Here is a 13,263-nt window from a genome sequence, read left to right as displayed (position 1 = left end):
CCGGATCAGGTTCACTCAAGGAGTAGCTAAAGGCTAGAGAGTCTTCGCTAAAGGTGAAGATATCGCTGGAGCTGCTGGTCGGTTCAGAAGAGTCAGAACCCCCTCCTCCGCCACCGCATCCGTTGAGAATAGAAATTGACAAAAGACCGATAAGGCCCCATTTCAAAACACTGAACACACTACTTTTCACTGTTCCCCCCTTAGTGGACGGGAAATACCCACCGAAACCAAAAACAAAAGCCGCCCGCCGGATAGAAATCCGACAGACGGCTCATGGCTGTCGATTGGGCCTTCCCCAACATGTTCCCTCCGTTAATTGATATCAAATAGAAACAACGGATCATCGCGCCTTGTCTCCCGACAGGCCGACGGACTCGGCTATTCCGGCCAGTTCATCAACCAGGGCGGTGTTCCGTCCTTCGACGGCAGGCCCGGTAAACAGCCATAAGGAAAAAAAGGGGACATCCATGATAAGTAAAGTCAAGTAAAAAAACGAAGATTTCCCTTAACCTCGCGGAAGCCCTCCGGCTCATTTCGCCCGGTGTCTACTCCGACGCCTTTAGCACAGTCGCCCAAACATGAACGTGACTAAATTCCGAAGCCGACGACTCTATGTAATCGTCAATCGTTACCAAATTTCCACCCATCTTGCAGGCCTTATCGCGCAATTCAACATAAGCATCTTCCAGAGAAGCACGCCCGCCGAAAAACAGATTCCTTTGAACATGCGTTTCCAACTTCCCTAGAGTCTCGCAGGGGACATTTGGCGCGTTCGATTTTTCAGTAATTCGAACTACACATTGCTTTGGATTGATCGGGTCTGCGGACCCGAGATTGGTGACCTTGGTTTTAGTGCTGCAACCAGACAGAACGAGCAGCAAAAGTATCCATGTCGCCAACAAGGCAACTCTCATCTTGACCTCCAAGAAAACAGATATCGAAATGGAGCGAGTGCCTTGATATGCCACCCGCCCTCGAATTTATTTGGAAGCCATGGCCACTATCTGATCGATTATCTGGCATGACCACGCCTTTTGCCCCGCACCACCTACAAAACCGGTCTTAGTGGCAGCCGTGACAAAGGTCCTGTTGCCCGGGATTTCTTGCAGTGTAATGAAGAGTTCTTCTCCTCCGCTCCCCACAAAAAGGCCTACGTGCCTGTTCCGCTGTGCCTTCAGGAATGTGTCTTTTTCCTCAATTATGGTCGAATCTAGGGCCGCCAGGACCTTCATGCTAATTTCTCTCGCTTCTACAATATTTTTGTCCAACAGAACTGCCGCGTCGTAGCACCCCTCGGCATTGGTGGATATGTTGGCCGTATAAGTATCATTGTAAGCGTAGCTACTCTCTCGGACCCCGGCACAGGATGCAAGACTGATTGCGACGCCGATTGCGGCCCCGACATGAAACAACCTCCTGGTTGATTGCATTTTTTTTCTCCTGTTTCAATGAGTTGATCAACTTAAGAAGCACTTCTCTCGAAAACTTTTTGTGTTATGGTGTCTGGGGTCAGACCACGCCAATAGTTCTATTTGAGCTTGATTACTTAAACAAGGTGAATTCCTTTTTCTTTTTTTGTTGAAAGACTAAGTTCGATCGAACAGTTTCCCCGTTTGGAAATGCCTCAATGATCATTGTGAATTGTTTACTGGTTGAAATGAAACCACCGCAAGCCCTCATGCTGCCATTTGTTATTTCGTATGTATCAGCTATCAGTCTACCGTTAGAGTCCGTCCAAAAGGATCCCCGAAACTCTGCACCTTTGCTAATTGTTAACTTTCCGTTATAACCGGTTAGTATTACTTCAACCAATTCGTTGGGCATATTTGTACTGAAATAAAATTTAGTATCAAAACCTTTTGCTTCCACAAAATCAATCTTATAATCACTTGCATGGCAATTGAAACAAGTTAAGATCAGAATAAATACCAAAAAGAAAGTTTTTGATTTCATAGCTCCTCCAGTTTTAGCTTCTTTTGTTTTAATTTATAAGTAATTGAACTTAAGGGATAAATATTGATGAATACCTGCAAAAAATACTTAATATATTGATTAAAGTATGGCAACCCACAGCTCGTATCGCAACCGGAATGGCTGCCCATCCTTCACGTTTTATACAATCTGGATAAAATCCGAAAACCAACCCCAAAATACAAAAAAGCCGTCTCCCGAATAAATATCCGGCAGACGGCTCCTGGCTGTCGACTGGGTCTTCCCCACCATGTTCCCTCCGGTATTGATACCAAATAAAAACAATGGATCATAAATACCGGCAAATAAGAACTGCTGTCAAATATTTTAATGTTTTCGGATCCAGGCTTCCTCAAACAGCACCTTGCGGTTCTTAACCTTTTGTATACGCCGCAGGACTCCTCTGGACCGAAACCATGAAAACTCTTCCCTCCCAGGATCAAAGCCGCCCTTTGCGGCGCAGCCACCCCTGATAATCCCGCCCCATCTCTTCGATATCCTCGAGCTCGCGCTTGGGGATGCGCTCCTGGCGCGCTTTGGCGAAAAGTGCCGCTACCCGTTCGGCTTCGGCGCACGCGGTAAAGCCGGTATCGAAGGTTGAATTGATGTCCATACCCCCGTCGCCGGTCATTTGACGCACGCAGTAACCGCCGAAAATGACGTCACCGACGCCGTTCTTGCGCTTTCGGGTTATCGAGGGGGCCAAGACATCGGCAAGATCCGCACACTCGAGTTCCACGCCCTGGGTGGTTTCATAAGCCGTCACCGCCTGGCGGTCGGTAAGAACATAGCTGCGATGGCGCGCCCGGCGCACCGATAACCATGGAAAAATGATGAGCAGCACGAGGTTGAAGGCAAACAGGAGCAGAATGGCGAGAATCGGCAGGGTCAGGATAAAACCCCACAGGCTGAATTTTCCGTTCTGAATATCGCTGCCTATCCCAACGACCATGATCAGCAGCATCCATGTCAGCACGTACAACCCCATCCCGGCGGATAACGTGTATAGAATAGCTTGCGCCCAGGTGCTTTGTATCGTCGAGGGCATTATGTCCGCCCAGGCCGCACGGGGGATGGGCTTGCCGGCCCACAGCACCCGCTCTCCCGGATACAGAATCGGCTTCAGCGCCTCTCGTACCGAACCGGAAAGTATGGCGAGCTTTTCGTCATGGGTGGTTGGGACGGAAGCATTTGTCATCTGCATGTGCCTTGCTTTCAATGTCAAATTTTCACAATTTCAAAGGCCGACATCTCAAACGAGCAAGAATCATGCGATGTTCGAAATATTCGTGATTACACTGCTCCTCGTGCTTGACGGATTTCACCTTTTACCGATGAGCCGCAGGAAATCCTCGAAGGGGCTGAAACCGACCAGGATTCTCCCCTCGCAGAGGTGGGTCGGGACGGCGGTGATCCCCATCTCACCGGCCCGACGCCAGTCGGCCTTAACCGCCGGCGCATGGCTCCTCGTTTCTAGAACGTCGCGCGCCTTGTCTCCCGGCAGGCCAACGGACTCGGCTATTCCGGCCAGTTCATCGACCAGGGCGATGTTCCGCCCCTCGACAAAGTAGGCCCGGTAGACCGCCCTGCGGAAAGGATCGCCCTGTCCCTGTTCCTCAGCCCACTTGCCCAGCTCCTGGGCCCGCAGGCTGTTGCAGGTGCGGCTTCGCTCCGCCAGCGGCAGTCCTTCCTCGGCGGCCAGGTTCAGCAGTCTCACCTGCATGGACCGGATCATCTCCTCCCGTCCCGGAAAAAGCTCGAGCAGCTCCATCCCTTCTTCCGGAACTTCCGGATGGAGCGGAAACACCCTCCAGCGCAGCTCGATATTGTATTCGCACTGCAAACGATCGGTACGCACGGTACCGAGATAGCACCAGGGTCAGATGTAGTCGAAAAAGATTTCCACAATGGCCTGTGTCATGACCTCTCTCCACGTCTGCTTGGTATAGCCCAATTAATCATTTTCAATCGTCAAAGAATCAATAAATCGGAGTATTTAGGTACTTCCCCTTCCCTTAAGGGGAAAATCTTCTGGCCATGTGCTTATTGTAGAAGAAATTTCCTCGCGTCCAAGTACCACGCAAAGGGAATTCGTCAAAAGGCGACGAATTTAATGCCTTCGCCTTGATAGGGGGGAAAAATGGTTTATCCATAAGGCTAATGAATTGGTGAACCCGCCTGAAAAAATTCACTATTTCTAACTTTTAATACTGTGACAGCCATCATTTCCAGTCGTTTCCGGGGCTGTTTGATTTATCTGCTTTTTGGAGGCCAACCGATGCAACACCCCCTGCGAGAATTGAAAATCCTCTTCGTAATTCTGGCTCTAGCCCTGGCCGTGACAGGATGTGGAGGCGGAGGCGGAGGATCCGATGACCCCCCACCCGCTACCGATCCCGATCCGCCCCCGGTGACAACAGCTATCCCCACCGCACCCACAGGGCTTCCTGCCTTGGTGCCGGATGCTGGCGGCCTCTCAACAGGCTTTAATGTTTCACCACTCAGTGGAACACCAGCGCCGGCGGGCGTGGGTAGCCGCGTCGCCCCCGTTCCGCAGCCGGTCCCCGAGGCCGGAGCATTTACCATCATCGATCAGGATGCCGCCATTCGCCTCGGCAAGGCACTTTTCTGGGATGTACAGGTGGGAAGCGACGGGCAGATGGCCTGCGCCAGCTGCCACTTCAGTGCCGGAGCCGACAACAGGAGGACCAATACCGTTCATCCTGGCGTGGATACTGTTTTCGACATAGTCGTAGCGCCCGGGCAAACCCTGAGCAGTTTCTTCACCTTCAGTGCAGACACGCTCCTCGCCGGTTTTGATGACAGGGTCGGTTCCGGCGGTGTTTTCAGTCAGGATTTCATCAGCCTGCCTGCCGATCTTGACGATCCGGTGGAGGTCTGTGAGCCCATAGTGCATCCGGATGCCGCCCAGGCCACTTTCGGCACTGCCAACCGGCTTGTGACAGGTCGCAACGCTCCTACTGTTCTTGGTGCCGTTTTCTACCTTGACAACTTCTGGGATGGCAGAGCCAGTCAGGATTTCAACGGGGAAAACCCTCTCGGTAACGGCTCCCGGGTCGCAGCGCTTTCCAGCCTCGCCTCCCAGGCTACGGGACCCCCCTTATCGGATGTCGAGATGTCCTGTGCAGGCCGCGATTGGGACGATATCGGCGCCAAGATGGTCCTTCGCACCCCGCTGGCCTTTCAGCTGGTGGCTCCCACGGACAGTGTACTCGGCCCGCTTTCCAATGCTCCCGATAACGGCCTTACCGCCGGCTTCCCCGATCGGGCGCTCACCTACGCCGACCTGATCGCCGCCGCCTTCGGCACCAACGGCCTCACCGGCACTGAAGCCGTCGATTTTTATATCGACGAATTTGCGAATATCTGGGGACAGGCCCTGCAGGCCTACCAGGCAACCCTGATTCCCAATCGCACCCCCTATGACCTTGGAACCCTCTCCCCTACTCAGCTCGTCGGGCTGGACGAACTACGCAATGGCAGCAACTGTTTTGATTGTCATGTCGAACCGGAATTCAGCGATGCGACGGTCCGTGTCATAAACTTGAGGGGCGGACCGAATACACCAAAGCAGATCGGGGGAAATCCCGCGGGAGATCAGGGCTTTCACAATATCGGCGTTTCTGTCACTGACGATGATCTCGGCCGATCGGACAGCCCGGGAGGGGTTTACAACTCCTCGGAATTCAACGACGGCGCTTTCAAAACGCCGGGTCTGCGGAATCTGATTCTTACCGCCCCGTTCATGCACAACGGTTCCATCGCCACTATTCTCGACGTGCTCGATTTTTATGATGGGCAAGACCAGGTGGCCAACCCCGAGATCAATCCGCTCTCTCAGGACGGCGTCAGCGGTGGCCGTGAGGCTGAAGTCGTCGACTTCCTGACCAACGGTTTGCTCGATTGCCGTGTTGCGAACAACGTCGCCCCTTTCGATCATCCGGAACTGGTCATCCCGAACGGATCGACTTTACCGGCAGTTGGGGCAGCAGGCAACGGTACGATTTGCCCGTAACATCCATCACCGCCCCTAGGGCAAGGGGCAGGCTGCTGAGCCTGCCCCTCATTTATGCGAAAAGCCCCGTCGGGAGAAATCCCAACGGGGCTTTTCGCATTGCAGCTATCTGCTTGATACCATTAATTGATCTGGACGATGGCTCCGTTTTGAACCTGCAGGAGGAACAGCACCTTGCGGGCATCCCCTTCGAGGTCGAAAGAGGTGGCTCCGGTGACTCCGGGGTAATTCCGCACGATACTCAGGGCATTCCGCAAGTCTTCGCGGGACCGGGTATTCGACCGGCCGGCCAGGGACAGAATGATGCCGGCGGCGTCATAGCCCTGGGCCTCGAGAATGCTCGGTTCTTCACCATAGGTTTCGAAGTAGCGGTTGACGAAATCCTTGACGAAGGGGTAGTCGCTGTGCGGGAAAAAGCCGTCGACGAAAACGGCTCCCTCGATAGTGCGTCCGCCCCGGCGAAGCAGTTCCGGCGAATTCCAGCCGTTGATGCCCAACAGCTGTACACCCCGCAGTCCGTAGAAAGGCAGCTGGGGCACGATCAATCCGACCCGCTCGGCTTGATCGGGAATGAACAGGGCCTCGAAGGGGAGTTTCGGGTCTTCCTCCACAGGTTGTTTGTCATCACTCCCGCGCTTTTCATCGGGAGCGTTCGGGTCTTTCCCTTTGAGCAGCTTGATCTGGCGGCGGAAATCGGTTGCCGTTTCGGGGTAGGTCTGCTGCGCCACGACCCGACCGCCATGGGCCTGGACCTCACGGATGAAGCTGGCGGTCAGATCCTGGCCCAGCCGGTTTTCGGGTGCGAGAATGGCAAACCTGGTCAGGTTGCGCTCTTCGACAGCATAGCGGGCCAAAGCCAGGGCCTGCTGCTCATTGGTCAAAGAGGTGCGAAAAACATAAGGACCTGTTTCGGGTAGCCCCCTGTGTTGCGAAAGGGTGAGCAGAGGGACTTTTTCAAGTTCGGCCCGTTCGGCTGCGGAGGCAGCGGCGTGTCCGGTGAGGGGACCCAGTATCCCCAAAACCTGCTCTACGTTGGCCAGTTCGGAAACGGCCCGGGCACTGGCTTCGGGATCGGCGGCACTGTCTTTGAAAATCAGCCGGACAGCCTGTTCGCCGTTCACCTGCTCGCGTGCCGCCAGTTCGATGCCCCGTTGCACCAGCTTGCCGAAGGCGGCATATCGTCCGGACAAGGGCAGAATGACTCCCACGGTGCGGTTCGGCATCTCGCTTCCGGCCAGGCGTTCACGCAGCTGCACAGCCCTGTCCCGACCTGGGAAGTCGCCGGGCTCCTGCAGCACCTTGACCACCTCGCTCAAAGCCTGATAGGTCTGTCCGGCCCGGAAATAGCGCTCCGCCCTTTCCAGTCCGACTTGCTGGGCAAGGGGCGACCCCTCGAAGAGAAAGGCCGCTTCAGCGAGCTGGTCATCGCTCAATTGATTGGCTATGAGATCCCCGGCCTGCTGCAGGTAGTGGGCCGCCGAATCCTCGTCGGCCGCGAGCGGCAGGGCTCGAAAATAGAAAAACAGGGATTCCATCCACCGTCCCAGATAGCGATGACCATCGGCCAATGCCTCAAGGTATTTGACTCGGTCCCGCGGCGCCAGTTCCACTTCCTCCAGCGCCTTGAGCTGGGCGATCCCCTGTTCGACCCGTCCGACCTTTATTTCGGCCATCCCCTGAAGCAACTTGAATTCAGGGCCGCGGCGGTCAGGGGGAATTCGTTTGAGAAGGGCAAGGGATTCCTTATGCTGTCCCCTGGCTGCATGGATTCTTGCGAGAACCAGGACCGCCTGCGCGGACCGGGGGGAACTGGAATCGGTCGAAACAAACCGGGTCAGCGCATCGAGAGCCTGTTCCTCCTCTCCCGACTGGTACAGGGACATACCACGGGCAAACAGATCGCCCGTCGTATCCATGGAAAGTTCGGCAGCAAAGGCGGCCATCGAGACGAACAGGAATGCAGCGAGAATGCCGAGGATCGGCAGAAAGATCCGCCAATTCACCTGCGAACCGGCGGCACGTTGAACCTGGTTCAATTTTGCCAATACGCCCTCCCCCCTGGTTTCGAAACCTGCACGAAACCGGTTATATCATTCAAACAATTCCTTGACCTTTTCCAGAAAGCTTTTACCCATCGGGTGAACATCCTCGCCCCCCTCCCGGGCGAACTCTTCGAGAAGCTCCTTCTGTCGCGCGGTGAGACGGGTCGGCGTCTCGACTCTCAAAACCACCAGTTGATCTCCCCGGCTGTAGCCATGAAGAGATGGAAAACCGATGTTGTTCAACTGGAGCACCTTGCCCGACTGGGTTCCGGCCGGAACCTTGAGGGAGATCTTTTCCTCCAGAGTCGGGACTTCAAGTTCGCAACCCAGTGCCGCCTGGGTAAAAGAGATCGGTATTTCACAGATGATGTTCTGACCATCCCGCTGGAAGATCGGATGGTCCTTGACGGAAACAACCACGTAGAGATCGCCGGGCGGTCCGCCCTGAATCCCGGGCTCCCCCTCGCCGGTCAGTTTGAGCCGGCTGCCGGTTTCCACCCCCGCGGGAATTTTCAGGGATATCGACTTCTTCCCCTTGATCCTGCCCGTGCCCCTGCAGTCCGTGCAGGGCTGATCGATGATCTGTCCTTCACCGTGACACTCGGGGCACGGCCGGGTGAGGGAAAAGAAACCCTGCTGATACCGGACCTGGCCGGCTCCACGGCAGACCGGACAGATCTTGGGAGAGGTCCCGGGTTTGGCACCCGAACCGGCGCACGTGCCGCAGGGCTCGTGGCGGGGGATCTGAATGGTTGTTTCCACCCCGAAGGCCGCCTCCTCGAAGGCTATGGTCAGATTGTAGCGCAGGTCGTCTCCCCTGCGCCCCCGGGTGCGCCGACCGGTCCGGCCGCCGAAGATGTCGCCGAAAATATCGCCGAAGATATCTTCGAAGGGGCTGCCTCCGAAACCGCCGGAGGAAAAGCCTCCGCCACCCAGACCGGCGTGACCGTACTGGTCATAGGTCACGCGCTGCTGGGCGTCGGAGAGGACCGCATAGGCCTCGCTGAGCTCCTTGAAACGGTCTTCGGCCTCATTGTCCCCAGGGTTCTTGTCAGGGTGATACTTCAATGCCAGGCGCCGATAGGCCTTTTTGATTTCGGTTTCGCTGGCATTGCGATGAACCTCGAGCACTTCGTAATAATCACGTTTTTCCAAAACCCGGTTCTCCCCGCGGTGGTCTGCCTGCCCTGCTGCACGACCTGTAACAACGGCAAAAGGAGCCGGGGTTTTCCCCGGCTCCCGACATTATGGATATGGTTTATTTTACGAGATCAATCTTTTTTGTCGTCGACTTCTTCAAACTCGGCATCCACGACCCCTTCTTCGGAAGGACCGGCAGCGTCGCCCGCTGCACCAGCTTCCCCGGCAGCGCCTTCGGCGCCCTGCGTCTGCTTGTACATGGCCTCGGCCAGCTTGTGGGATGCGGACGCCAGAGCTTCAATCTTCTGCTTGATCTCTTCGGCGTCGTCCCCTTCCACCGCCTTTTTCAGGTCGTCCAGCGCCTTCTGGATATTCGCCCGAGTCGCTTCGTCGACCTTGTCCCCGTGCTCCTTGAGGGACTTCTCAGTGGTGTAGATCAAGCCATCGGCCTGGTTGCGTGCCTCAACCGTCTCGCGCTTCTTCTTGTCTTCGGAGGCATGGGACTCGGCATCCTTGACCATCTTGTTGATCTCTTCCTCACTGAGACCGGAAGAGGCGGTGATGCGGATCGACTGCTCCTTGCCGGTGCCGAGGTCCTTGGCGGAAACATGGAGAATGCCGTTGGCATCGATATCGAACGCGACCTCGATCTGCGGTACGCCACGGGGAGCGGGCGGTATGCCCACCAGTTCGAAGCGGCCGATGGTCTTATTGTCGGCGGCCATCTCCCTTTCACCCTGCAATACATGTACCGAGACAGCCGGTTGATTGTCGGCCGCAGTGGAGAAAATCTGGCTCTTCTTGCAGGGAATGGTGGTGTTTTTCTCGATCAGCTTGGTCATGACGCCGCCAAGGGTTTCGATTCCCAGGGAGAGCGGAGTGACGTCGAGCAGCAGGACGTCCTTGACCTCGCCTTTGAGAACGCCGCCCTGGATGGCCGCACCGATGGCCACCACCTCATCGGGATTAACCCCCTTGTTGGGAATTTTGCCGAAGATCTCCTTGACCTTGTTCTGAACCGCGGGCATGCGGGTCATGCCGCCGACCAGCAATACTTCATCGATATCGGAAGCGGAGAGACCGGCATCCTTCATCGCTGTTTTGCAGGGTCCCACCAGTTTTTCCAGCAGCTCGCCGACGATGCTTTCCAGCTTGGCCCGGGTCAGTTTGATGTTCAGATGCTTCGGCCCGGACTGGTCGGCCGTAATGAAGGGCAGGTTGATGTCCGTCTCCATCGAGGTGGACAGCTCGCACTTGGCCTTTTCACAGGCCTCCTTCAGACGCTGCAGGGCCATTTTGTCCTTGCGCAGATCGATTCCCTGGTCTTTTTTGAACTCGTCGGCCACGTAATCGATGATCCGCTGATCGAAGTCCTCGCCGCCGAGGAAGGTGTCGCCGTTGGTCGACTTGACCTCGAACACACCGTCACCCAGTTCGAGAATGGAGATATCGAAGGTCCCACCGCCAAGGTCGAACACGGCGATCTTTTCCTCGCCCTTTTTGTCCATGCCGTAGGCCAGGGAGGCAGCAGTCGGCTCGTTGATGATGCGCAGCACGTTGAGGCCGGCGATTTTACCGGCATCCTTGGTGGCCTGGCGCTGAGAGTCGTTGAAATAGGCGGGCACGGTGATGACCGCATCGGTCACCGGTTCGCCCAGGTAGTCCTCGGCGGTCTGCTTCATCTTCTGCAGAACCATTGCGGAGATTTCGGGCGGGCTGTACTTTTTGCCGCGCACCTCGACCCAGGCGTCGCCATTATCCGCCTTGATGATATGGAAAGGACTGATCTGGATATCCTTTTTCACCGCCTCGCTGTCAAACTTGCGCCCGATAAGACGTTTGATGGCGAAAAGAGTGTTTTCCGGATTGGTCACCGCCTGGCGCTTGGCCTGCTGGCCGACCAGCCGTTCACCGCTCTCAGTAAAAGCCACCATGGAAGGGGTGGTACGGGATCCTTCGGCATTGGCGATGACGACAGGTTCTCCGCCTTCCATTACCGCCACGCAGCTATTGGTGGTTCCCAGGTCTATGCCTATGACTTTGCCCATGTCTCTCTATCCTCCTTTGAGTATCCTTCTCGTATTTCTTTATTTTTGTATCTGGTTATCCTCTTCGCTCCGATGAATTTCATCAGGGTCGCTATCGGTATCGACGTCGAATCGGGCTTTTCGATTTCGACCCCATACCGATCGCGAACGAGGAAGCTTGATTCCAAAGATTCGCATCAACTCGCGTAAAGGGAACCAGATTTTGATTTCTTGGCAGAACCGCTATCCGCCGCTGCTTATTCTCCCGGCGGAGCCTTGGCTACCAGCACCAGAGCCGGGCGCAGCAGCCGATCGTTCAGAGTGAAGCCCTTCTGCATCTGCTGAACCACTGTATTCGGCGCATGCTCGCGGCTTTCCAGCTGGCCCATCGCTTCATGCCAGGCGGGATCGAAAGGCTTGCCGACAGACTCCACGGGGACGACCCCGAACTTCTCCAAAACCTTGTGAAACTGATCCAGCGTCATTTCAACGCCTTTGAGCAATCCCGCTGCATCGTTTTCCGCGCTTTCCTTGGAATGGGAAACCGCCCGCTCCAGGTTGTCAAGGATCGGCAGAATTTCGCGCAGCAGGTTTTCGTTGGCAAAGCGGGCAAGGTCTTCCTTTTCCCGCTGCATACGCTTGCGATAGTTCTCCAGCTCCGCCCGCTCCCGCAAATAAAGGTCCCAGTTCCTGGCCGACTCGGCCCGGGCGGTTGTGAGGGCTTCTTCGAGATCCGCCGTCTTCTCCTCCGCGGCCTTCTCCGCCGCCTCCTGGGAAACCGGAGTTTCCCCCTCGGCGCCTTCGGGGCGGGGATCTTTCTGATCGTTCCTGTTATTCTGTTCCACCATTTATTTCTCCTATTCCTAATCAGTGCTCAGCATGTCGCTTACCAGGCGTGCAGTATAGTCGACCAGCGGGATGACCAGCGAATAGGGCATTCGGGTCGGTCCGATGATTCCCAGGGTGCCGGTGGTACCATGGTGATTCGAATACGAGGCAGTGACCAGACTGCATCCTTCGATTTCACTGTACTCGTCGTGACTGCCGATAAATATCTGTACACCTTCGACCTGCTGGGTTTTGTCCAGCAATTCGATCAGCAGGCTTTTTTGTTCAAAAGCTCTCAACAACCGCCGCATCTTTTCGAGGTCGGCGAACTCGGGCTGTTCCAGAATATTTGATGTGCCCTCGATAAAAACCTGGCCACCGAACTCTTCCTGCAAAGCCTGACTCGACAGCAGCAGGGCCCGGCGCCGCAGCTTGTCATAAACGGCCCGTTCCTGGCGAATTTCTTCGGCAATCCTGACCTTTATCTGCTGAATGGTCAGGCCGGAAAATGCTTCGTTGAGGTAATTGGTCGCCTCATCCAGCTGACTTCGATTGAGAGGCTCGTTTACTTCAATCAGCTTGTGCTGGATAATTCCCGCCTGTGTCAGGAACACCACAAGCAGACGCGTGGGCCCCAGAGAAACGAACTCAATCCGACGAAAAACCGTGCTGGTGAAACGGGGCACCATGACGATACCTGCATATCGGGATGCCGTGGACAGGAGACGCCCGGCCTCCCGAAGTCGCTCCTCCGTCTGGAGATCACGAAAATGATAATGTTGGCGTATCTGCTCCCGTTCCTCGAGGGTCAGCTCCCTGACATGCAGCAGGCTGGCCAGATAAAAACGGTAACCTTCTTCAGTCGGTACCCGCCCGGCCGAAGTGTGGGGCGAGTAGAGGTACCCCATTTCTTCCAGGTCCGCCATAACGTTGCGCACGGTGGCAGGAGACAGGTTTATCCCCTGCCGACGGGCAACCGCCCGGGAACCTACCGGTTCTCCAGAAGAGGTGTAGTCCTCGATGATGGCCTGGAGGATCTGGCGACTTCGCTCGTTCATTTCACCGCTCATCGCTGTTCAACCTCAAACCGAAACCAACCTTTTGTCGATACATGCCATATCCGACCGGAACAAACCGGTCTCTTTCGCATGTTAGCACTCCTGCAACCGGAGTGCCAACGGAGCACAACATAACAACGGCCCCCCCCTTTGTCAAGGGC

General features: G+C 55.7%; 11 protein-coding genes and 1 pseudogene. 1 reads left to right on the top strand and 11 read right to left on the bottom strand.

What is annotated here, in order from left to right; all coding sequences use genetic code 11:
• Nucleotides 1–340 precede the first annotated feature (340 nt).
• The 6 genes and pseudogenes from R2940_15420 to R2940_15395 form a co-directional block, all read right to left on the bottom strand.
• Nucleotides 341–484 carry a hypothetical protein gene (locus R2940_15420; GenBank protein ID MEZ4601178.1) on the bottom strand — a complete coding sequence of 48 codons (144 nt, stop codon included), beginning with the start codon at nt 482–484 and terminating at the stop codon, nt 341–343.
• 61 nt (nt 485–545) lie between these two features.
• On the bottom strand, nt 546–914 hold the full coding sequence (locus R2940_15415) for a hypothetical protein (protein MEZ4601177.1): 369 nt from the start codon (nt 912–914) through the stop codon (nt 546–548).
• Nucleotides 915–980: 66 nt separating this feature from the next.
• Nucleotides 981–1,430 carry a hypothetical protein gene (locus R2940_15410; protein ID MEZ4601176.1) on the bottom strand — a complete coding sequence of 150 codons (450 nt, stop codon included), beginning with the start codon at nt 1,428–1,430 and terminating at the stop codon, nt 981–983.
• Between the two features lie 112 nt (nt 1,431–1,542).
• On the bottom strand, nt 1,543–1,953 hold the full coding sequence (locus R2940_15405) for a hypothetical protein (protein MEZ4601175.1): 411 nt from the start codon (nt 1,951–1,953) through the stop codon (nt 1,543–1,545).
• 457 nt (nt 1,954–2,410) lie between these two features.
• The gene (locus R2940_15400; GenBank protein MEZ4601174.1) at nt 2,411–3,175 is read right to left on the bottom strand and encodes a hypothetical protein; all 765 of its coding nucleotides are present in this window, start codon (nt 3,173–3,175) and stop codon (nt 2,411–2,413) included.
• A gap of 117 nt (nt 3,176–3,292) precedes the next feature.
• Nucleotides 3,293–3,838, bottom strand: a pseudogene (locus tag R2940_15395) (DsbA family protein).
• Between the two features lie 411 nt (nt 3,839–4,249).
• Here R2940_15395 and R2940_15390 point away from each other — a divergent pair.
• Nucleotides 4,250–6,007 carry a cytochrome c peroxidase gene (locus R2940_15390; GenBank protein ID MEZ4601173.1) on the top strand — a complete coding sequence of 586 codons (1,758 nt, stop codon included), beginning with the start codon at nt 4,250–4,252 and terminating at the stop codon, nt 6,005–6,007.
• A gap of 122 nt (nt 6,008–6,129) precedes the next feature.
• On the opposite strand, the gene R2940_15385 is transcribed toward R2940_15390, so the two are convergent.
• The 5 genes from R2940_15385 to hrcA all read right to left on the bottom strand — a co-directional run bounded on the left by R2940_15385 (nt 6,130) and on the right by hrcA (nt 13,102).
• Nucleotides 6,130–8,052 (bottom strand): penicillin-binding protein activator, encoded by a 1,923-nt coding sequence (locus R2940_15385; protein MEZ4601172.1) that lies wholly within the window; start codon nt 8,050–8,052, stop codon nt 6,130–6,132.
• 45 nt (nt 8,053–8,097) lie between these two features.
• The gene (gene dnaJ / locus R2940_15380; protein MEZ4601171.1) at nt 8,098–9,204 is read right to left on the bottom strand and encodes a molecular chaperone DnaJ; all 1,107 of its coding nucleotides are present in this window, start codon (nt 9,202–9,204) and stop codon (nt 8,098–8,100) included.
• 116 nt (nt 9,205–9,320) lie between these two features.
• On the bottom strand, nt 9,321–11,237 hold the full coding sequence (dnaK, locus tag R2940_15375; protein MEZ4601170.1) for a molecular chaperone DnaK: 1,917 nt from the start codon (nt 11,235–11,237) through the stop codon (nt 9,321–9,323).
• A gap of 236 nt (nt 11,238–11,473) precedes the next feature.
• Complete coding sequence (gene grpE, locus R2940_15370; GenBank protein ID MEZ4601169.1) at nt 11,474–12,064, bottom strand: nucleotide exchange factor GrpE; 591 nt, start codon at nt 12,062–12,064, stop codon at nt 11,474–11,476.
• Between the two features lie 15 nt (nt 12,065–12,079).
• Nucleotides 12,080–13,102 (bottom strand): heat-inducible transcriptional repressor HrcA, encoded by a 1,023-nt coding sequence (hrcA, locus tag R2940_15365; GenBank protein ID MEZ4601168.1) that lies wholly within the window; start codon nt 13,100–13,102, stop codon nt 12,080–12,082.
• Between the last annotated feature and the right edge of the window lie 161 nt (nt 13,103–13,263).

This window comes from Syntrophotaleaceae bacterium (assembly GCA_041390365.1).
Classification (GTDB): domain Bacteria; phylum Desulfobacterota; class Desulfuromonadia; order Desulfuromonadales; family Syntrophotaleaceae; genus JAWKQB01.
This window is presented reverse-complemented; position numbering and strand designations above follow the sequence as displayed.

What these genes read in the sequence shown, in the direction of transcription:
- R2940_15415 (MEZ4601177.1), bottom strand. Translation starts at nt 914, where the DNA reads ATGAGAGTTGCCTTGTTGGCGACATGGATACTTTTGCTGCTCGTTCTG.
- R2940_15410 (MEZ4601176.1), bottom strand. Translation starts at nt 1,430, where the DNA reads ATGCAATCAACCAGGAGGTTGTTTCATGTCGGGGCCGCAATCGGCGTC.
- R2940_15405 (MEZ4601175.1), bottom strand. Translation starts at nt 1,953, where the DNA reads ATGAAATCAAAAACTTTCTTTTTGGTATTTATTCTGATCTTAACTTGT.
- R2940_15400 (MEZ4601174.1), bottom strand. Translation starts at nt 3,175, where the DNA reads ATGCAGATGACAAATGCTTCCGTCCCAACCACCCATGACGAAAAGCTC.
- R2940_15390 (MEZ4601173.1), top strand. Translation starts at nt 4,250, where the DNA reads ATGCAACACCCCCTGCGAGAATTGAAAATCCTCTTCGTAATTCTGGCT.
- dnaK (MEZ4601170.1), bottom strand. Translation starts at nt 11,237, where the DNA reads ATGGGCAAAGTCATAGGCATAGACCTGGGAACCACCAATAGCTGCGTG.
- grpE (MEZ4601169.1), bottom strand. Translation starts at nt 12,064, where the DNA reads ATGGTGGAACAGAATAACAGGAACGATCAGAAAGATCCCCGCCCCGAA.
- hrcA (MEZ4601168.1), bottom strand. Translation starts at nt 13,102, where the DNA reads ATGAACGAGCGAAGTCGCCAGATCCTCCAGGCCATCATCGAGGACTAC.